Source organism: Stutzerimonas sp. 21-1, from assembly GCF_056336065.1.
Genome location: NZ_CM150500.1, coordinates 3821767 through 3841894, shown reverse-complemented (window position 1 = coordinate 3841894; position 20128 = coordinate 3821767). Strand labels below are relative to the sequence as shown.

The 20128-nt window shown below is 68.6% G+C and carries 18 protein-coding genes; 2 read left to right on the top strand and 16 right to left on the bottom strand.

The window, feature by feature from the left end; genetic code table 11:
* Positions 1-164: 164 nt before the first annotated feature.
* The 16 genes from AC0ZJQ_RS18400 to AC0ZJQ_RS18325 all read right to left on the bottom strand — a co-directional run bounded on the left by AC0ZJQ_RS18400 (position 165) and on the right by AC0ZJQ_RS18325 (position 19337).
* Positions 165-1553, bottom strand: a complete 1389-nt coding sequence (locus tag AC0ZJQ_RS18400) for a sigma-54-dependent transcriptional regulator (protein WP_476477080.1) — start codon at positions 1551-1553, stop codon at positions 165-167.
* Complete coding sequence (locus tag AC0ZJQ_RS18395; RefSeq protein WP_476477079.1) at positions 1550-3358, bottom strand: sensor histidine kinase; 1809 nt, start codon at positions 3356-3358, stop codon at positions 1550-1552. Before AC0ZJQ_RS18395 ends, AC0ZJQ_RS18400 begins: the two co-directional genes overlap by 4 nt.
* Positions 3359-3445: 87 nt before the next feature.
* Entirely contained in the window at positions 3446-4357 is a 912-nt protein-coding gene (rfbD, locus tag AC0ZJQ_RS18390; protein ID WP_476477078.1) for a dTDP-4-dehydrorhamnose reductase, read from the bottom strand.
* The gene (rfbC, locus tag AC0ZJQ_RS18385) at positions 4354-4899 is read right to left on the bottom strand and encodes a dTDP-4-dehydrorhamnose 3,5-epimerase (protein WP_476477077.1); all 546 of its coding nucleotides are present in this window, start codon (positions 4897-4899) and stop codon (positions 4354-4356) included. The genes rfbD and rfbC overlap by 4 nt, the downstream gene beginning before the upstream one ends.
* Positions 4896-5768, bottom strand: a complete 873-nt coding sequence (gene rfbA / locus AC0ZJQ_RS18380) for a glucose-1-phosphate thymidylyltransferase RfbA (RefSeq protein WP_008569273.1) — start codon at positions 5766-5768, stop codon at positions 4896-4898. The genes rfbC and rfbA overlap by 4 nt, the downstream gene beginning before the upstream one ends.
* Positions 5765-6838: a dTDP-glucose 4,6-dehydratase gene (gene rfbB, locus AC0ZJQ_RS18375; RefSeq protein ID WP_458988972.1), complete on the bottom strand. Its 1074-nt coding sequence runs from the start codon at positions 6836-6838 to the stop codon at positions 5765-5767. Before rfbB ends, rfbA begins: the two co-directional genes overlap by 4 nt.
* A gap of 289 nt (positions 6839-7127) precedes the next feature.
* The gene (locus tag AC0ZJQ_RS18370) at positions 7128-8255 is read right to left on the bottom strand and encodes an ABC transporter permease (RefSeq protein ID WP_165594329.1); all 1128 of its coding nucleotides are present in this window, start codon (positions 8253-8255) and stop codon (positions 7128-7130) included.
* Position 8256: 1 nt separating this feature from the next.
* Positions 8257-11001 carry a ribosome-associated ATPase/putative transporter RbbA gene (gene rbbA, locus AC0ZJQ_RS18365; RefSeq protein ID WP_458988971.1) on the bottom strand — a complete coding sequence of 915 codons (2745 nt, stop codon included), beginning with the start codon at positions 10999-11001 and terminating at the stop codon, positions 8257-8259.
* Positions 10998-12074: an HlyD family secretion protein gene (locus AC0ZJQ_RS18360; RefSeq protein WP_476477076.1), complete on the bottom strand. Its 1077-nt coding sequence runs from the start codon at positions 12072-12074 to the stop codon at positions 10998-11000. The genes rbbA and AC0ZJQ_RS18360 overlap by 4 nt, the downstream gene beginning before the upstream one ends.
* 102 nt (positions 12075-12176) lie before the next feature.
* On the bottom strand, positions 12177-12797 hold the full coding sequence (locus AC0ZJQ_RS18355; RefSeq protein WP_476477075.1) for an ABC-type transport auxiliary lipoprotein family protein: 621 nt from the start codon (positions 12795-12797) through the stop codon (positions 12177-12179).
* On the bottom strand, positions 12794-13732 hold the full coding sequence (locus AC0ZJQ_RS18350; RefSeq protein WP_155550935.1) for an MlaD family protein: 939 nt from the start codon (positions 13730-13732) through the stop codon (positions 12794-12796). Before AC0ZJQ_RS18350 ends, AC0ZJQ_RS18355 begins: the two co-directional genes overlap by 4 nt.
* A complete protein-coding gene (locus AC0ZJQ_RS18345; protein WP_476477074.1) occupies positions 13732-14517 on the bottom strand; it encodes an ABC transporter ATP-binding protein in 786 nt (261 codons plus the stop codon). The genes AC0ZJQ_RS18350 and AC0ZJQ_RS18345 overlap by 1 nt, the downstream gene beginning before the upstream one ends.
* Positions 14514-15659, bottom strand: coding sequence for an MlaE family ABC transporter permease (locus AC0ZJQ_RS18340; protein WP_043295168.1), 1146 nt, complete (start codon positions 15657-15659; stop codon positions 14514-14516). Before AC0ZJQ_RS18340 ends, AC0ZJQ_RS18345 begins: the two co-directional genes overlap by 4 nt.
* 173 nt (positions 15660-15832) lie before the next feature.
* Positions 15833-16009, bottom strand: a complete 177-nt coding sequence (locus AC0ZJQ_RS18335; protein WP_177325132.1) for a hypothetical protein — start codon at positions 16007-16009, stop codon at positions 15833-15835.
* Positions 16006-17133, bottom strand: a complete 1128-nt coding sequence (locus tag AC0ZJQ_RS18330; RefSeq protein ID WP_043295170.1) for a PepSY-associated TM helix domain-containing protein — start codon at positions 17131-17133, stop codon at positions 16006-16008. The genes AC0ZJQ_RS18335 and AC0ZJQ_RS18330 overlap by 4 nt, the downstream gene beginning before the upstream one ends.
* The gene (locus tag AC0ZJQ_RS18325) at positions 17133-19337 is read right to left on the bottom strand and encodes a TonB-dependent receptor (protein WP_476477073.1); all 2205 of its coding nucleotides are present in this window, start codon (positions 19335-19337) and stop codon (positions 17133-17135) included. The genes AC0ZJQ_RS18330 and AC0ZJQ_RS18325 overlap by 1 nt, the downstream gene beginning before the upstream one ends.
* Here AC0ZJQ_RS18325 and AC0ZJQ_RS18320 point away from each other — a divergent pair.
* The gene (locus AC0ZJQ_RS18320) at positions 19336-19629 is read left to right on the top strand and encodes a hypothetical protein (RefSeq protein WP_476477072.1); all 294 of its coding nucleotides are present in this window, start codon (positions 19336-19338) and stop codon (positions 19627-19629) included. The two genes, AC0ZJQ_RS18325 and AC0ZJQ_RS18320, sit on opposite strands and share 2 nt — an antisense overlap.
* Positions 19607-20056: a YybH family protein gene (locus tag AC0ZJQ_RS18315; protein ID WP_476477071.1), complete on the top strand. Its 450-nt coding sequence runs from the start codon at positions 19607-19609 to the stop codon at positions 20054-20056. Before AC0ZJQ_RS18320 ends, AC0ZJQ_RS18315 begins: the two co-directional genes overlap by 23 nt.
* Positions 20057-20128: the final 72 nt, after the last annotated feature.

Below are 20128 nucleotides of genomic sequence, written 5' to 3'. Positions count from 1 at the left end.
TGTACCAGCTGCGCATGACGCTTTGAATCGGCAGATGCCAGGAAAGCCGTCTGGGTCGCAGCTTTGCGGGTTGCGCGCGGCGCGGCTGGCGGCGCCGCGGGGAGGATTCGAGGCAATTCGTCGCAGGCGAGGCGTGTTCGGGCGGGATGGCGGAAAACCGCCAATTATTCCCCGTCATCGGGCGGACTTCCGCCAGCCTCGGCGAAACTCAGGCCGTGTTTGCGCAGTTTGTCGTGCAGGGTCTTGCGCGGCAGGCCGAGCGCCTCGGCGGCGCTGCGCAGCGAACTGTGCGGGCGCGCCAGTTCGGCGGCGATCAGCGCGCGCTCGAAGGCGTCGACCTGCTCGCCCAACGTGCCGCCGCCCGGCATCGGTGCGCCGGCGGCGGCCTGCTCCAAGCCCAGACCGAGGCCGAGAGCGAAGCGCTCGGCAGTGTTCTGCAGCTCGCGCACGTTGCCGGGCCAGTCGTGGCGCAGCAGCAGGGCGCGCTGCTCCGGCTGCAGATCGCGTATCGGCAGGCCGTGGCGCTGGGCGGCGGTTTCGGCGAAATGCTGGAACAGCAGGAGGATGTCCTCGTTGCGTTCGCGCAGCGGCGGAATGCGCAGCGGCGCGACGTTCAGGCGGTAATAGAGGTCGGCGCGAAAGCGTCCCTGATCGGCGGCGACGCGCAGGTCTTCCTTGGTCGCGGCGATGACGCGGATGTCCAGCGCGATCGACTGGTTGCCGCCGAGCCGCTCGACCACGCGCTCCTGCAGCAGGCGCAGCAGCTTGACCTGCACGTCCAGGCTCATGCTCTCGATCTCGTCGAGGAACAGCGTGCCGCCGTTGGCGAACTCGAACTTGCCGATGCGTCGCTTCTGCGCGCCGGTGAAGGCGCCGGGCTCATGACCGAACAGTTCGCTCTCGACCACCGATTCGGCCAGCGCACCGGCGTTGATCGCCACGAACGGGCCGTTGCGCCGGCTCGACAGGTCGTGCAGCGCGCGCGCGACCACCTCCTTGCCGGCGCCGGTTTCGCCGAGGATCAGCACGTCGGCCTGGGTGCCGGCCAGCGCGCCGATCTGCTCGCGCAGGCGCAGCATCGCCGGTGAATGGCCGAGCAGGCGCGCAGTCAGTTGCTGACGATCGGCCAGCGCCAGGCGCAGGCTGCGGTTGTCCAGCACCAGCCGGCGCAGCGCCAGGGCACGGCGCACGCTGTCGAGCAGTGCTTCGCTGGGGAAGGGCTTCTCGAGGAAATCGTAGGCGCCAGCGCGCATCGCCTGCACCGCCAGCTGGATGTCGCCGTGGCCGGTGATGAGGATGACGGGCAGCTCGGCGTCGCGCCCGCGCAGCTGCTGCAGCAGCTCCAGGCCGTCTATGCCGGGCATGCGAATGTCGCTAACCACCACGCCCGGCCAGTCGGCCGGCAGCCGTGCGCCCACCTCGCGCGCATCGCCCAGGCTGACCACCCGCAGGCCGGCCAGGTCGAGGGTCTGGCTCAGCGCCTTGCGCAGGTGCGGGTCGTCGTCGATCAGCAGCACCTGGGCGTCGGCGCTGATCAGGTTGTCGCTGCTCATTGCAGATGATCCTCGGTCGGGAAGGCGGCGCCGGGGTCGGCGCTGCGCAGGAACAGGCCCAGCTGGGCGCCGCCGTCAGGATGGTTGGCGAGGCTCAGCTCGCCGCCCAGCGCGCGCACCAGCGTATCGCAGATCGCCAGGCCGAGGCCGAGACCCTGGGCGCTGGTCTTGGTGGTGAAGAACGGCTCGCGCGCGCGGCGCAGCGCCTCGGCGGAAAATCCCGGGCCGTTGTCGCGCAGGGTCAGCAGCACGCCGTTGCCCTGCTGTTCGGCGCGCAGCCAGATGCGCCTGACCGGCGGGCGCTCGGCGAGGGCGTCGAGGGCGTTGGCCAGCAGGTTGGCGAGGATCTGCCGCAAGCGCGTCTCGCCAGCCTGCACCCACAGCGTGGCTTCCGGCAGGTCGCGCACCAGCTCGACGCCCATCGCCTGGCGACGCTTGGCCAGCAGCGCCAGCGCATCATCCAGCGCCGGCTGCAGGGCAACGCGCTCGGGCGCGTGCTGGTCGCGGCGGGCGAAGGCGCGCAGGTGCGCGATGATCGAGGCCATGCGCGCGGTCAGTTCGCTGATCAGCCTGAGGTTGTCGCGCGCCTCGGCATTGCGCTGCTGGTCGAGCAGCACGCCGGCGTTGTCGGCATAGCTGCGGATCGCCGCCAGCGGCTGGTTCAGCTCGTGGCTGATGCTGGCGCTCATGGTGCCCAGCGCCGACAGCTTGCCGGCCTGCAGCAGCTCGTCCTGGGCGCGCACCAGCTCCTGCTGGGCCTGTTCGCGTTCGAGCACCTCGACCTTGAGGCGGCTGTTCAGCGCTTCGAGGTCGCGAGTGCGTTCCTGCACGCGCTGCTCCAGCTCGCGGCGGGCCTGCACGTCGAGCGCCAGACGGTCGAGAAAGTGCCGCCGGCGCTGCATCAGCAGGCCGAGCAGCAGCAGCAGCGCGAGCAGGGTGGCGCCGCCGATGGCAACCACGGTGCGCACCGGCCGCTCGACCAGCGCGATCGGCGCGAGGATGCGCACGCTCCAGCCGGTCTCCTTCAGTTCACGGCTCTGGATCAGCCAGGCGTCGATGTTCAGCGTCAGGTCGCGCGGTTCGAGGGTGGTGTAGGGCTGGTCGAAGGCGATCTGCTCGCGCTCCTCGGCGCTGAGTGCGCGGCTGGCGCGAAAACGCCAGTCCGCGCGCGAGGTGAGGATCACCACGCCGAAGGCGTCAGTCACCATCAGCTGCTCCGGGGTGTTGCCCCACAGCGTTTCGGTATGGTCCAGATCGACCTTCACCACCAGCACGCCGAGAATCTGATCGCCATCGCGTACCGCCGAGCCGAAGTAATAGCCGCGCTTGCCGGAGGTGTTGCCGAGGCCGAAGAAGCGTCCCAGACGGCCTTCCATCGCCTGGCGGAAGTACGGGCGGAAGGCGAAGTTGCGCCCGATGAAGCTGTCCTCGGCGTCCCAGTTGGAGGTCGCCAGGGTGGTGCCCGCGGTATCCATCAGATAGATCACGTCGGCCCCGGTGCGTTGCTGCAGCTGTCGCAGCAGGCGGTTGGCGCGATCGCGGACCAGCGGCACCTCGGCATTGTGCAGCGCCGAGCGCAGCTCCGGCAGCTCGCCGAGGATGCGCGGCAGCACCTCGTAGCGGTTGAGCGTGCCGAGCAGGTTGGCGACGTAGAGGTCGAGGGTCTGACGGTTCTGTTCGGTCAGCTCGCTGCGGTAGTAGCGGTCGGCCAGTTGCTGCAGCGGCCACAGCAGCGGCGCCAGCAGTACGGCGAGCAGCGCGAGGTTGCGCCAGCGGGGGCGGTGAGTGAGTGCGGATGCGGTCATGGGGGCGCCTGTGAGTCCGGCGCATTATGCACGTTCGGTGGCGTGAGATTCAGCGCCGCGCCGTTGCCCGGTCCGTGGGCGGGGCGGTCAGAGGCTTTGCTGCAGCGCGGCGTGGCGCGCCAGCTGGATTGCGCAGGGGGCGTTCAGGCATTCGTGCAGCGCGCTTTCCCAGTCCGGCAGCTGCAGGTCCCAGTCCTGCTGCAGACGCGAACAGTCGAGTCGTGAATTGAGCGGGCGCTGGGCGGCGGTGGGGTAGTCACAGGAGCGGATCGGCGCGATGCGCGCGCGCAGCGTGCCCTCGTTCTGCAGGTGCTCGGCGATGCTGCAGGCGAAACCGTACCAGGACGTCTCGCCCTCGGCACTCATGTGATAGAGGCCGTCGAGCGGGCGTTGGCCGTCGCGCCAGCGGCGGATCATCGCCGCGGTGGTGCGGGCGATGCTGCGCGCCCAGGTCGGTGCGCCGATCTCGTCGGCTACCACCGAGATCTCGTCGCGCTCCTGCAGCAGGCGCTGCATGGTCAGCAGGAAGTTCTTGCCGTGCAGGGAGTAGACCCAGCTGGTGCGCAGGATCAGCTGCTCGCCGGCCACCGCCCGGACCGCCTGTTCGCCGGCCAGCTTGCTGGCGCCGTACACGCCCAGCGGGTGCGGCGTGTCCTGCTCGGTGTAGGCGCTGGTCTTGCGCCCGTCGAAGACGTAATCGGTGGAGTAGTGGACCAGCGGTACGCCGAGCCGTGCCGCCTCCTCGGCGAGCACGCCGGGGCCGCGCGCGTTCACCGCGAACGCCTGTTCGCGTTCGCGCTCGGCCGGGTCGACCGCCGTGTAGGCGGCGGCATTGATGATCAGGTCAGGGCGCAGCAGGCGCACCTGCTCGCGGATCTGCGCCGGATCGGCCAGGTCGAGGACGTTGTGCCCGAGGGCGAGCACCTTGCCGTCGCCGGCCAGCTCCAGCTGCAGTTCACGGGTGAGCTGGCCGCGGCTGCCGGTGATCAGAATCTTCATGGGAACAGCTCCGCATCGCGCAGCAGCTTGCCGGCCTGATCCTTGGCGGACAGCTGCGGTGGGGTGTCGAGCGGCCAGTCGATGCCCAGCTCCGGGTCGTTCCACAACAGGCTGCGCTCATGCTCCGGCGCGTAGTAGTCGGTGGTCTTGTAGAGGAACTCGGCGGTCTCGCTGAGCACCACGAAACCATGCGCGAAGCCCTCGGGAATCCACAGCTGGCGCTTGTTCTCGGCATTCAGCAGCACGCCGGCCCAGCGGCCGAAGCTCGGCGAACTCCGGCGCAGGTCGACGGCGACGTCGAACACCTCGCCGGCCACCACGCGCACCAGTTTCCCCTGCGGCTGCTGGATCTGGTAATGCAGGCCGCGCAGCACGCCGCGCTGGGACTTGGAGTGGTTGTCCTGGACGAACTGGCGCTTGAGCCCGGTGGCCGCCTCGAAGGCGGCCGCGTTGAAGCTCTCGTAGAAGAAACCGCGTTCGTCGCCGAACACCTTCGGCTCGATGATCAGTACGTCGGGAATGCTGGTTTCGATGATCTTCATGCGTCTTCACCCGCCAGCTTGAACAGGTACTGGCCGTAGCCGGTCTTGCCCAGCGCATCGGCGCGGCGCAGCAGCTGCTCGCGGTCGATCCACTTGTGCTGGTAGGCGATTTCTTCCAGGCAGGCGACCTTCAGGCCCTGGCGGTGCTCGATGGTCTGCACGTACTGCGAGGCTTCCAGCAGACTGTCGTGAGTACCGGTGTCGAGCCAGGCGAAGCCGCGGCCGAAGCGCTCGACGTTGAGGTCGCCGCGCTTGAGGTAGGCCATGTTGACGTCGGTGATCTCCAGCTCGCCGCGCGGCGAGGGCTTGATCGACTTGGCGATCTCGATCACGTCGTTGTCGTAGAAGTACAGGCCGGTCACCGCGTAGCTGGACTTGGGCTTCTTCGGCTTCTCCTCGATGGACAGCGCCTTGCCGTTCTCGTCGAAGTCGATCACGCCGAAGCGCTCCGGGTCCTTGACCCAGTAGCCGAACACCGTGGCGCCCTTTTCCTGGCGCGCGGCGCGTTGCAGCTTCTCGGTGAAGTGCTGGCCGTGGAAGATGTTGTCGCCGAGGATCAGGCACACCGGGTCGCTGCCGATGAATTCCTCGCCGATCAGGAACGCCTGCGCCAGACCGTCCGGCGAGGGCTGCTCGGCATACTGCAGGCGGATGCCGAACTGGCTGCCGTCACCGAGCAGGTTCTGGTACTGCGGCAGGTCGTGCGGGGTGGAGATGATCAGCACGTCGCGGATGCCGGCGAGCATCAGCACCGACAGCGGGTAGTAGATCATCGGTTTGTCGTAGATCGGCAACAGCTGCTTGGACACGCCGAGGGTGATGGGGTGCAGGCGCGTGCCGGACCCGCCGGCGAGGATGATTCCCTTCATGCGATGTTCTCCAGGGCGCCGAGGCGCTCGCGTTGATAGCTGCCGTCCTGGACGCGACGGCACCATTCGAGATTGTTCAGGTACCACTGCACGGTCTTGCGCAGGCCGCTCTGGAAGGTTTCCTGCGGCACCCAGCCAAGCTCGCGTTCGATCTTGCTGGCGTCGATGGCGTAGCGCAGGTCATGGCCCGGGCGATCCTTGACGAAGGTGATCAGGTCCTCGAAGCGTGCCACGCCGGCCGGCTTGTGCGGCGCCAGCTCTTCGAGCAGCGCGCAGATGCCGCGCACCACGTCGATATTCTTCTGCTCGTTGTGGCCACCGATGTTGTAGGTCTCGCCGACCTCGCCCTTGCTCACTACCGTGAGCAGCGCGCGGGCGTGATCCTCGACGAACAGCCAGTCGCGAATCTGCGCGCCGTCGCCGTAGACCGGCAGCGGCTTGCCGTCCAGCGCGTTGAGGATCACCAGCGGGATCAGCTTCTCGGGGAAGTGGAACGGCCCGTAGTTGTTCGAGCAGTTGGTGATCAGCACCGGCAGGCCGTAGGTGCGCTGCCAGGCGCGCACCAGGTGATCGGACGCGGCCTTGCTCGCCGAGTACGGCGAGCTGGGCGCGTAGGGTGTGGCTTCGGTGAACAGATCGTCGGTGCCGTGCAGGTCGCCGTACACCTCGTCGGTGGAGATGTGGTGGAAGCGGAAGGCCTCGCGGCGCTCGGCCGGCAGGCTCTGCCAGTAGGCGCGCGCGGCTTCGAGCAGCTGATAGGTGCCGACGATGTTGGTCTGGATGAATTCGGCCGGGCCGTCGATGGAACGGTCGACGTGCGATTCGGCGGCCAGGTGCATGATGGCGTCCGGCTGGAAGTCCAGCAGCGCCTCGCTGACCCGCTCACGATCGGCGATGTCGGCCTGGAGGAACTGATAGCGCGGATGGTCTTCCACGGCGGCCAGCGACTCGAGATTGCCGGCGTAGGTCAGTTTGTCCAGGTTGAGCACGCTGTGCTCGGTATCGTGGATGAGGTGGCGAATCAGTGCCGAGCCGATGAATCCGGCCCCGCCAGTTACGAGAATGCGCATAGTGATCGGGCTTCCTTGGCGTGCTCTGGAGCGTCAGGCTCTGAGCGTGTGTCGGCTGGATAGACCGGGCAGCGATGCAAAAATTCCCGGGGAAGCCGGGTGCCGGCCATGACCGTTTGGTTACGGTGAGGAGTATAGGGTGCTGGCCTGATGCCAGTCCGGCGGCGGGCTGCAGGCGCTGCCAGCGGACCTCCAGCCAAGCCCCGCGCGATGTTCGAGGCGATCCGCGGGCCAGCCTGGCGCGAGTCCTGATGCCTGGCATCGCCTGCCTGGATCAGGACGAACGGCACTAGCGCAGCGACTTGCGCAGCCGCGACAGCGCACCGATGAAGAACACCGCGCCGATCGCCGCCAGGGCCAGCAGCTGCGGCCAGACCACCGCGGCGCCGGCGCTGCGGAACAGGATGGCCTGCGCCAGTTCGACGAAGTGCGTGGTCGGGGCGAACAGCATCACCTGCTGCACCAGCTCGGGCATGCTCTCGCGCGGGGTCACGCCGCCGGAGAGGATCTGCAGCGGAATCAGCGTGAGGATCACCAGCAGCCCCAGCTGGGGCATCGAGCGCGCCACCGTGCCGAAGAAGATGCCCATCGAGGTGGCGGCGAACAGGTGCAGCGCGGCGCCGCCGGCGAACAGCAGCAGCGAGCCCTGGATCGGGATGTCCAGCCAGCCCTCGACGACGAAGCGCAGGGCGAACGCCGATGCCGCCAGCACCACCAGCCCCATCGCCCAGACCTTGCCGACCATGATCTCGAACGGCGTCACCGGCATCACCAGCAGGTGCTCGATGGTGCCGTGCTCGCGCTCGCGGATCAGCGCAGCGCCGGTGAGGATGATCGCCAGCATGGTGATCTGGTTGATCACCTCGTTCACCGCGCCGAACCAGGCGCGGCTGAGGTTGGGGTTGAACGCCGTGCGCACCACCGCTTCGACCGGCAGCGCTTCGCCGCCGCGGTAGCGCCGGACGAACTCGCCGGTCTCGCTGGCGATGATCTGCTGGATGTGTCCGGCACCGGTGAACGCCTGGCTGACCTGGGTGGCATCGACGTTGAGCTGGATACTCGGCTGGCGCCCGGCGAGCAGGTCTTCCTGGAAGCCCGGCGGAATGTTCAGCGTGAAGGTGTAGAGGCCGGCGTCCATGCCGCTGTCCATCTGCGCCAGATCGATGGCCTTGGGCTGGATGAAATACGGCAGCTGGAAGGCGTTGATGATGCGCAGCGAGGCCTGCGAGCGGTCCTCGTCGACCACCGCGATGCTCGCCCGGTGCGGCGCTTCCGGCACCGCGGTGGCGCCTTCGTAGATGGCCACGGTGAACGAATAGATGATCAGCACCAGCATCGCCGGGTCGCGGTAGAGGCTGCGCAGCTCCTTGAGGCCGAGCTGGAGGATGTTGCTGAGCTTGCGTGCGGTGTGGCCCATGTCATTTCTCCTGCTTGCGCAGACCGGCGACGCTGAGCGCCGTCAGCAGCGGAATGGCGAGCAGCATGGGGATGAAATACGGGTACAGCTCGACCAGCCCGAGCGCCTTGGAGAACACCCCGCGGCTGATGATCAGGAAGTGGCTGGTCGGGTAGAGCTTGCCGACGAAGGCGCCGACGCCTTCCATCGCCGAGACCGGGTGGATCAGCCCGGAGAACTGGATCGCCGGCAGCAGCGTGACGATGGTGGTGCCGAAGATCGCCGCGATCTGGCTGTTGAGGATCGACGACATCAACAGGCCGAGGCCCGTGGCGCAGGCGACGTAGAGCAGTGCGCCGAGGCACAGGGTGAGGATGCTGCCCTTGATCGGAATGCCGAAGACGAACACCGCCAAGAGCGCCAGGGTGGCGAAGTTGAACATGCCCAGGGCGATGTACGGCAGCTGCTTGCCGAGCAGGAACTCCAGGCGGGTGGTCGGCGTGACGTAGAAGTTGGTGATCGAGCCCAGCTCTTTCTCGCGCACCACGCCGAGCGCGGTGAGCATCGCCGGAATCATCATCAGCAGCAGCGGGATCATCGCCGGCACCATCGCCGGCAGGCTCTGCACGTCCGGGTTGTAGCGGTAGCGGATGGCCACGTCGGCCGGCGACAGCTGCGCCTCGACGCCGGCCTCGCGCGCCAGTTGCTGCAGGTAGGTGAGGTGGATGCCCTGCGCGTAGCCCTTGATGGTGTCGGCGCGCATCGGCATGGCACCGTCGATCCAGAACGCCACCTGCGGCACCGCCCCGCGCTTAAGGTCGCGGCCGAAGTTCGGCGGAATCTCGATCGCCAGGCTGATGTCGCCACTGCGCAGGCGCCGGTCCAGTTCGTCGTAGCTGGCCAGCGGCGCCTTCTCGATGAAGTAGCGCGAGCCGGCGATGTTCAGCAGGTAGCCCTGGCTGGTGGTGGTCTGGTCGCGGTCGAGCACGGCGTAGCTCAGGTTCTCCACGTCGAAGCTGACCCCGTAGCCCATGATGAACATCAGGATCACCGTGCCGAGCATCGCCAGCGTGGCGCGGATCGGATCGCGACGCAGCTCCATCGCCTCGCGGCGGCTGTAGCTGAGCAGCCGGCGCAGGCTGAAGCGGTTCTGCGCGGTGCCATTGCCATTGCCGGCCGGCGGTGGCGCGACGCGCGTCGGCGCTGCGCTCGCCGGGGCGGCGGCCGCGCCTTCGGCCACGGCGTCCTCGAGGTAGGCGATGAAGGTTTCTTCCAGCGTCGCCAGGCCGCGCTTGGTCATCAGCCCCTGCGGCGTGTCGCTGTCGAGCACGCGGCCGGCGTGCATCAGCGAGATGCGGTCGCAGCGCAGCGCCTCGTTCATGAAGTGGGTGGAGATGAAGATGGTCACGCCGTCTTCGCGCGACAGCTGCACCAGCAGTTCCCAGAAGCCGTCGCGCGCCACCGGGTCGACGCCCGAGGTCGGCTCGTCGAGGATCAGCATCTCCGGCGCGTGGATCACCGCCACCGCCAGCGACAGGCGCTGGCGCACGCCCAGCGGCAGCGCGGTGGGCAGGCTGTCGGCCTCGGCGGCCAGCTCGAAGCGCTCGAGCATCTCGCGGATGCGCGACTCGCGGCGCTCGGCGGGAATGTGGAACAGCCGCGCGTGCAGATCGAGGTTCTGTCGCACGGTGAGTTCGCTGTACAGCGAGAACGACTGCGACATGTAGCCGACGCGCTGGCGGGTCTGCAGGTCGTGCGGGTCCACCGGCTTGCCGAACAGCAGCGCGCGGCCCTCGCTGGCCGGCAGCAGGCCGGTGAGCATCTTCATGGTGGTGGTCTTGCCGCAGCCGTTGGAGCCGAGGAAGCCGAAGATTTCGCCGCGCTCGATGCGCAGGTTGACGCGATCCACCGCGACGAAGTCGCCGAAGCGCATGGTCAGGTCGTGGGCCTCGATGGCGATGCTGTCGCTGGCCTCGCGCGGTGGGATTTCCAGCGTGCGGTGGCGGCGGCGCTTGTCTTCCGGCAGCAGGCCGATGAACGCTTCTTCCAGGCTGTCGCTGGCGGTGCGCGCCAGCAGTTCGGCCGGTGAGCCGGTGGCGAGGATGCGCCCGGCGTCCATTGCCACCAGATGATCGAAGCGCTGCGCTTCGTCCATGTAGGCGGTGGCCACCAGCACGCTCATCTGCGGGCGCTCGGCGCGGATGCGCGCGATCAGCTCCCAGAACTGCGCGCGCGACAGCGGGTCGACGCCGGTGGTCGGCTCGTCGAGGATCAGCAGGTCCGGGTCGTGGATCAGCGCGCAACACAGCCCGAGCTTCTGCTTCATGCCGCCGGAAAGTTTGCCCGCCGGGCGTTCGAGGAACGGCGCGAGGCCGGTGCTGCGGGTCAGCTCGGCGATGCGCCAGCGACGCTCGGCGGCGTCCTGGCCGAACAGCCGGCCGAAGAATTCCAGGTTCTCGGCGACCGTGAGCGTCGGGTAGAGGTTCTTGCCCAGCCCCTGCGGCATGTAGGCGATGCGCGGGCACACGGCGCGGCGATGGCCGGCGTCGCCCATGTCGCCGTCGAGCACGCGCACGCTGCCCTGCTGGATGCGCCGGGCGCCGGCGATCAGCGCCAGCAGGCTGGACTTGCCGACGCCGTCCGGGCCGATCAGGCCGACCATGCGGCGGGCCGGCAGCTCGACGTCGAGAGCATCCAGCGCGCGGGTCTGACCGTACTGCAGGGTGACGCCCGTGATCTGCGCCACCGGCGCGAGCGGCTCGCTCATGGTGTGACGTTGACCTGCAGGTGTGCCGGCCACTCGGCGGCGTCATCGAGCTTGAGGTAGGCCATGCCGGGCAGGCCGGTCTTGACCTGCTCCATGTGCTTCTTCAGAAGATCGGGGTCGATGCGCGCCTTGACGCGGAACATCAGCTTCTCGCGCTCGCTCTCGGTTTCCACGGTCTTGGGGGTGAACTGCGCGACGCTGGCGACATAGCTGACCCTGGCCGGAATCACGTACTGCGGCGCCGCATCGATCACGATGTGCACCTCGCTGCCCAGCGCGACGCGGCCAGCCTGACGCTCGGGCAGGAAGAAGGTCATGTAGACGTCGGCCAGGTCGACCAGGTTGAGCAGCTTGCCGCCGGCGGCCAGTACCTCGCCCGGCTGCGCCACGCGGTACTGTACGCGGGCCACGCGGTCGGTCTTCAGCTCGCTGTCGGCGATGTCCGCCTGCAGGCGCGTGACGCTGGCCTGCGCCGCTTCCAGCGCCGACTGCGCCTCGATCACCTGCGAGCGCGCGGCGGCGATGCCGGCCTCGGCCGAGAGCACCTGGGCGCGCGAGGCGGCCAGTGCGGCCTGCGCGCTCTGCATGGCGGCGAGGTCGTCGTCCAGCTGCTGGCGCGCCATCGCATTGCGCGCCACCAGGGTTTCGGTGCGCTTGTGGCGCTTCTGCGCGGCGGTCAGCTCGGCCTGGCGCTGGTGCACCACGGCCTCGGCGGTGGCCTTCTCGCTCTCGCGCATGGCGACCTGCGCCTGCGCGGTGAGGATGGCGTTCTCGGCCTGGCGTACCTGCGCGCGGGCCTGGTTGAGCTGGGCGTCGAGCACCTCGGTGTCCATGCGCGCGAGCACCTGGCCGGGCTGGACGAAGTCGCCCTCGTCGACGGCGATCTCGCGGATGCGCCCGCCCAGCTTGGTCGCCACGTCGATCTCGGTGGCCTCGATGCGCCCGTTGCCGCTGGCGAAGCCTTCGCCCAGGCCGTTGGGGCGCAGCTCCGACCAGACGATCAGGCCGACCGCCGCGAGCGCCGCCAGTGCCAGCGCTGAACGGGTGAGGGTTTTCTTGACTGAGGGTTTCATGCGGGGTCCTTGCGCGATTACGACCGCCCCCATGCTAGGCGAGGACGGGTTACAGGTAGTTCATCCAGATCAAAGAAGCGCCGCCAAGGCGGCGCCGGCGGCTCAACGGTCGCCGGTCTGCTGCGTCAGCACCCAGGCGAGCAGCTGGCGGCTCAGCTCGTCGCTGGCCTGGCCGAAGGCTTCGACCACGCTCTCCAGCTGCGCGTCGGTACTGGGTTGGCGAATCTCGAAGTGCCGGCTGGCGAGGCCGCGGCGGCTGGCGCTGTCCACCAGTGTGGCGTCGAGGCGGATCAGCACCTGCGGCGTGCCATCCTGATAGACGCTCTGGAACGCGCGCAGATCGCCGATCAGCTCGAGGTCGGCCTGCAGGTTGCTGTCGTCGCTGCTCACCGAAGCCAGCCGGCCGCTGGCGCGCAAGGCTTCGATCAGCCGGTCACGCAGCAGCTGCGGCGCCGGATCGGCCCAGCGCGCACCCTGATAGGCGCTGAGCTGATGACCCTGCGGCACCACGGCGATGCGCGGGCTGGCGAGCATGCGGCTGGCCTGTGGGGTGTGCACGCGCAGCGCCAGGTCACCCTGGGTCGACGGCGTGGCGCTCGGGGCGACGGGCGCGCCAGGCAGCAGGAAGACCCGCACCGGCTCGGCCTGCGGCAGCACCGAGCAGGCGGACAGCAGCGTCAGTAGGGCGGGCAGGGCGAAGCGGTGCAGCGCTGTGCGGATCATGGGGCGAATTCCTCGATCTTCTCGCGGCCGAGCAAAAAGCCGCTGGGGTCGTCTTCCAGCTGCTGGGTGACCCGGCGCAGCGCGCCGAGGGTGCCGCGCAGCTCGTTGAGCGCCGGGCCGATGTCGCCCAGCCCCTGCACGCCGCTGTTCAGCGCGCCCTGGTTGTCCTCCAGCAGGGCGTCCAGCCGCGAGGTGCTGCGCTCCAGCGCGGCCATCGACTGGCCGGCGCTGGCCAGCAGCTGGCGGCCTTCGTCGTCGAGCAGGCCGTTGGCGTTGCGCGTCAGACGGGTGATTTCTTCCAGCGCGGTGTTGGTCTGCCGGCCCAGCTCGGCGAGCTGGGTGAGCGCCTGGCTGAGGTCGCCGCGCTGCTCGGCCAGCACGCTGGTGGCCTGTTCGAGATTGGCCAGGGTCTGGCCGATGCGCCCGGCGTTCTCTTCGGAAAGCATCAGGTTGGCGCTGCGCAACAGGTTGTTGATGTTGCTCAACAGGTCTTCGCCGTTCTCCAGCAGCGCGGAGAGCGGCGAGGGATCGGCGATGATCAGCGGCGGCTCGCCGCGCTTGCCCAGCAGCGGCGGACTGTCGGGCGTGCCGCTGTGCAGCTGGATGACCATGCTGCCGGTGATGTTGGCCAGCGCCAGGCGGGCGCGGGTGTCCTGCTTGATCGGCGTGCCGGCGTAGACGCGGATGCGTGCGCGCACCTTGCGCGGGTCGTCCGGCTCCAGCCACAGACGTTCGACGTCGCCGACCTTGATGCCGCTGTACTCCACCGAGCTGCCGGTGGACAGCCCGCTGACCGCGCGGTTGAAGCTGATCTCGTAATACTGGTACTCGCGGTCGATGCTGGCCTTGCTCAGCCAGAGGGCGAAGAACAGGGCGCCGCCGACTGCGAGCACGGTGAACAGGCCGATCAGCACGTGATGGGCGCGGGTTTCCATCAGGAGTTCTCCTGCACAAGAGCGGCCTGCTGCGCCGCCCGGCCACGCGGGCCATGAAAGTAGTCGCGAATCCAGGCGTCGTCGGTGTCCTGCACCGCCTCCAGGCGGTCGGCCACCAGCACGCGCTTGCGCGCCAGCACCGCGACGCGGTCGCAGATGGTGTACAGCGTGTCGAGGTCGTGGGTGACCAGGAACACGCTCAGACCCAGCGCGTCGCGCAGGGTCAGGATCAGCTGGTCGAACGCCGCGGCACCGATCGGGTCGAGGCCGGCGGTGGGCTCGTCGAGAAACAGCACCTCCGGGTCCAGCGCCAGCGCGCGGGCCAGCGCCGCACGTTTGACCATGCCGCCGGAGAGCTCGTCGGGGTACTTGCAGGCGGCATCGGCCGGCAAACCGGCCAGCGCCAGCTTGAGCCGCGCCAGATGCTCGGCGTCGACGCGGGCGAGGCCGGCATGTTCGATCAGCGGCAGCGCGACGTTCTCCTGCAGGTTCAGCGAGGTGAACAGCGCCCCGCGCTGGAACAGCACGCCGAAGCGTCGCTCCACCTGCGAGCGCCGCTCGGGCGGCAGCTGCAGCAGGTTCTCGCCGAACACCTGCACGCTGCCGGCATTCGGCCGGCGCAGACCGACGATGCTGCGCAGCAGCACCGACTTGCCAGTGCCCGATCCGCCGACCACGCCGAGGATTTCGCCACGACGGATGTCCAGGTCGAGATCTTCGTGCACGGTCTGGCGGCCGAAGCGGTTCACCAGCCCGCGCACCTGGATCAGCGCTTCGCCGTTCACCAGCCCATCTCCATGAAGAACAGCGCGGCGATGGCGTCGATCAGGATCACCATGAAGATCGACTGCACCACGCTGGAGGTGGTGTGTTCGCCCACCGACTGCGCGCTGCCGCTGACCTTGAAGCCTTCCAGGCAGCCGATCACGGCAATAATGAAGGCGAACACCGGCGCCTTGCCGATGCCGACGAGGAAATGGCTGAGGTCGATGTCGCGCTGCAGGATGGTGATGAACAGCGTCGGCGAGATATCCAGCGCCAGGACGCAGACCACCGCACCGCCGAGGATGCCGCTGAGCATGCCGATGAACGTCAGGATCGGCAGGGTGATCAGCATCGCCAGCACCCGCGGCAGCACCAGCAGCTCCACCGGGCTGAGGCCCAGCGCGCGGATCGCGTCGATCTCCTCGTTGGCCTTCATCGAGCCGATCTGCGCGGCGAAGGCGCTGGCGCTGCGCCCGGCGAGCAGGATCGCCGCCAGCAGCACGCCGAACTCGCGCAGGAAGGCGAAGCCAACCAGGGTGACGGTGTAGATGCTGGCGCCGAAGTCGGCCAGCACCGTGGCGCCGAGGAACGCCACCACGGCGCCGACCAGGAATGTCAGCAGGGCGACGATGGGGATGGCGTCCAGCCCGGTCTGCTCGATGTGCGCCACCAGCGGCGTCGGGCGCCAGCGTTGCGGGCGCACCAGAACGCTGAGCAGCGTCTGCAGGGTCAGGCCGATGAAGCCGAGCAGCTCGCGCTGCTGGCACCAGATGTTCTGCATGGTCCGGCCGATATGCGCCAGCAGATCACCGAACTCGTAACCCTGATCAGGCTGCGGGGCGGCGGGGCGATCCAGCGCCGCGGCCACGGTATGCAGCAGGGCCAGACGTTCGGCCGGCAGCTGCGGTGCCCATTGCGCCACGGCGGCGATGCGCTGCGGGCCGAGCAGCTCGACCAGCAGGCCGGCGCCGGCGGTATCCAGTGCGCCCAGCCCGTCCAGCTCCACCGTGCTGTGCTCATCGAGCTGCGGGCGCATGCGCACGACGGCGTCGCGCAGCGCGTTGTAGTGCGCCAGCGTCCAGTCGCCTGCGATGCGCAGGTGCGCGGGCCGGGCCGCGGAATGCAGCTGCAGCGTGCCGGGAGGCGATGAGGTCGGGTGCATGAAGGGCCTGTCCATCCAGCCTGCGCGTGCGTCGCGTCGATCGCGACAGTCTGCATCCTAGCAGCTCGGCCGGCGCAGCACCGCCCGCGCGGCGTACCGTTGGCGCGGCTGGCGGGGGTGAATGGCGGCATCGCCCTCGGTAACTGCGCCGCGAATGCGCCCCTGCCGGCGTCTCAGCCGGCGCGCTGCGTCTGCCGGCCGCCGGCCAGCGCCTTGGCGCCGATGGCTACCGGCAGGCTCAGCGCCGCCCAGCTCAGCCAGTCACCGACGCCGTCGGAAACCAGCCCGGCGAGCAGGCCGAGCAGCGACAGCAGGCCGATCACCAGCGGCCACCGCCAGATGCGCATCATCCCCGCACCTCCGTCGAACCGCGCTTGAGCCACAGGTACAGGCCGCTGCCGAGCACCACGAGCGTGAGCACATCCAGCAGCGCCCACAGCACCTTCAGCGGCAGGCCGCCGTAGTCGCCGAAGTGCAGCGGCTCGGACAGCTGCAGTGCGGTGACGTACCAGGGCCGCGCGCTGGCTTCCAGCACCTCGCCGCTGGCCGGGTCGACCAGCAGCGCCTGGGTCAGGCGCGAGGTCAGTGGCGTGTCGCCGCGCAGGATCACCGCGACGTGCTCGGGCGTGGCGCGCAGGGTGCCGGGGTAGGCGATCATCGAGATCGCCATGCCCGGCGCGGCGGCCAGCACGCGGTCGACGGCGGTCTGCAGCGAGCCGTCCGCAGCGGGTGCATCACTGGCAGCGGCGCTCAGCAGTACCCGCGTCTCGCCGGCCTGCAGCGCGGCGACCTGCTCGGCCTGCCAGCCCTTGAAGATCAGGTCCGCCCAGGTGTTGATCACCCCGGTGAAGCCCACCGCCAGCGCCCACACCAGGGTGACGATGCCGAGCAGGTTGTGCAGGTCCAGCCAGCGCGTGCGCGGCGCGCGCTCGCGGCGCACCTCGGCGAAGCGCAGCTTGCGCATGAACGGTGCGTAGAGCACCACGCCGGAGACGATGGCGACGACCAGCAAGAGGCCCATGACGCCGAGGAACAGCTTGCCCGGCAGGCCGGCGTAGAGGTCGACGTGCAGGCGGTACATCACGCTCATGAAGCCCTCGTCGAACGCCGGCACGTCGACCACGGCGCCGGTGCGCGCATCGGAGAGGATCAGCCGCGACTGGCTTTCGTCGGTGTCCACGCGGGTGTCGAGCTTGAGGTACCAGAGATCGGGCAGGTCTTCCTCGGCGAAGAAGTACAGTGGCACCAGGCCCGGATAGGCCTTGACCGCCTCGGCCGCGACCCGGTCTAGCGCGATATGCGGCGTGCCTGCTGGCATCGGCGGCGCGGCGATCTCGCTGCCGGTCAGGTGCTCGATCTCGTGGGAAAAGATCAGCGGCAGGCCGGTCAGGCACAGCAGCAGGATGAACAGCGTGCAGACGAGGCTGGACCACTTGTGGACCCAGCCCCAGCCACGCAGGGTGCGTGCCTGCATCAGAAGTCGACCGTGGCGCTGAGCGACAACGTGCGCGGGGCGCCGAGGACCAGGTAGTTGGCGTTCGGGTAGCCGCCCACCGAAGCCCAGTAGTCGCGGCCGGTGACGTTGTCCAGGCGGGCGCGCAGGGTCACGTCACGCTCGTCGATGACCATGCGGTAGCGTGCGCCAAGGTCCAGGCGGGTCCAGGACGGCGCCTCCAGGTCGTTGGCCGCGTCGGCGTACTGGCTGCTGGTGTAGACCACGCGGCTGGTCAGGGTCAGGCCGTTGCTGCCGGGCACGTCCCACTCGCCGCCGATATTGGCCTGGGTGCGCGGCACGCCGATGGCATGGTTGCCCTCGTTGAGGCCGTCCTGGGTGCTGGTCAGCTCGGCATCGAGCAGGGTCAGGCCGCCGAGCAGGCGCACGCCGTAGGTCGGCTCGCCGAACACCGACAGCTCGATACCGCGGTTGCGCTGTTCGCCGCCGTCGGTGAATACACCGTTTTCCACGGTGCTGAACGGCCGGTCGGTGGTGAACAGCGCCAGGCTGCCGCCCAGGTTGCCGCCGTCGTACTTGATGCCGACCTCGGTCTGTTCGGAGACATAGGGCTCCAGCGCCTCGCCGGCATTGACGATGGCTACGCCACCGCTGCTCGCCGGGGCGATGTCGCCCTTGACCAGACCCTCGATGTAGTTGGCGTAAACCGACAGTTCGTCGGTGAGTTGGTAGACCACGCCGGCCACCGGGCTGGTCTTGTAGCGGTTGTAGGAGGACAGCCGGTCGCCACTGTTGTAGTCGTAGCTCTTGGCCTCGATGCCCTGGCGACGCGCGCCGAGGGTGAGCAGCAGACGGTCGTCGAGGAAGCCCAGCGTGTCGGCCAGCGCCAGGCTCTGGGTGTGGGTGCGCTCGGTGACGCCGGGATCGGACATCTGCCCGCCGGTCCAGGTGGTGCCTGGCATCGCCGCGTCGAACGGGTCGTGGATATCGGCGGCAAGGGTGCCCGACATGCCGTAGGCGTTGCGTGCTTGCAGATCGAACATCGCCGCGGACATCACCCACTCGTGGGAGACGGCGCCGGTGTTGCCACGGGCGCGCAGGCCGACTTCGCTGGTGAACACGTCTTCCTCGCGCACGTTGTCGAAGCGGTAGAAGGTGCCCGCGCCGGAACGACCGGCCTTGAAGCTGGCCAGGCGGTTCTTCTCCTCGCCCTCGCGCACGCCGGCGGCGAGCCAGCCGGTCACCGCATCGGAGAAGTCGTACTCGGCGCGCAAGGTGCCGAAGGTCTGCTTCTCCTTCGAGTAGGTCCAGGGCTGGGCGAAGTTGTCTTCGGCATCCGGTGCGCTGGGGATGCCGCCGTTGGGGGTGACGCTCGGGCGCGGCTGGTCGATGAAGTGGTACTGGTGGCCGATGTCGCCGGACAGGCGGAAGCTGTCGCCCTGGTAGTCGAGGCCGAGGGCGAACATGTCGAGGGTGCGCTCCTCGTCCTCGACGGTGGTCTCACCGGCGCGCTTGGCAGCGTTCAGGCGTACGCCAAAGCGCTCCTCGGCGCCGAAGCGGCGGGCGATGTCGGCGTGAGTCATGGCCTGGCCGCCGCTCTCGGCGCCGAGGGTCAGGCGGGTCAGCGGCTCGTTCGGCGCGCGCTTGGGCAGGATGTTGATCGCCCCGCCGATGCCGCTGCCGCCGGGTGCTGCGCCGTTGAGGAAGGTGTTGGCGCCGCGGAACACTTCCACGCGCTCGATGAACTCGGCGGCCACGTACTGGCGCGGCAGCAGGCCATAGAGGCCGTTGTAGGAGATGTCGTCGGAATACACCGGGAAGCCGCGTACCACGTACAGCTCCTGGAAGTTGCCGAAGCCGCGCGCCACACGCACGGAGGGGTCGTTCTGCAGCACGTCGGAGACGCTGCGCGCCTGCTGGTCCTGGATCAGTTGCGAGGTGTAGGACGTCGAGGTGAACGGCGTTTCCATGTAGTCGCGGTTACCGAGGATGCCGACACGGCCGCCGCGCGCCACCTGCTCGCCGGCGTAGGGCTGCGTCAGGCCTTCGGCCGAGGCATCGGCGCTGGCCGTGATCTCGACGGACTGCAGCTCCACCGGCTCGCCGGTATTGTCCTGTGCCTGGCTTTCGGTTCGTTGCTGGGCCATCAGCGGCGAACTGGCGAAGCTGGCTAACAGGCAAACGGGTAGCAGTGCGGTTTTACGCGGCAAGCGGAGAGTGGGCATGGCGGACCTGAGCGGGCGTTGGATTGCGGAGGGCGGTGACGGCTCGACGATTAGTTGGGAGTCTGTGCCATCTGTGAGCCACTATCATATTATAATGATAACAATTCGCAACCGTGTTTCGTCTGATGCCACCTCGTGGAAATGCTGGGCGGGCGTCTGGCGCGTGGATTCCTCGCGCCGCAAAAAAAAATCGACCAGCCTGTCGATTGCCGAGCGCGCCGAACGACCAGGTGATGAACAGCCGTTCAATCCGACGACAGGAGATCAACATGAACGAGCAAAAGCACCATGACGAAGCGCGCATCCGCCAGCTTCACGAGGAATTCGAGCGCGCCATTGCCGCCAAGGATCTGGACCGCATTCTTGCCCAGTACGCCGACGAGCTGGTCGCCTTCGATGCCGTCGGGCCGCTGCAATTCAAGGGCGTGGGCGAGTACCGCGCGCACTGGCAGCGTTGCTTCGAGTTCTGCCAGGGCGAGGGTTTCTTCGAAACCCATGAGCTGCATGTGGAGGTCGGCGGCGAGCTGGCCTACAGCCGCATGCTCAACCATTGCGGCGGCCCCAACGCCGAGGGCCAGATGCAGAGCGCGTGGATGCGTGGCAGCCGGGTCTGGGCGCGCCGCGACGGTGACTGGAAAGTGATCCACGAGCATTTCTCGATGCCCTTCGACATGCAGACCGGCCAGGTGTGCATGGACGCAGAGCAGCCGGGCGGCTGAGCCGCGCACGGTGTTCGTCGCTCTGCGGCGTCACGCCGACTGTCGCCTGCTAGCTTTGCTGCGGTGGCGACA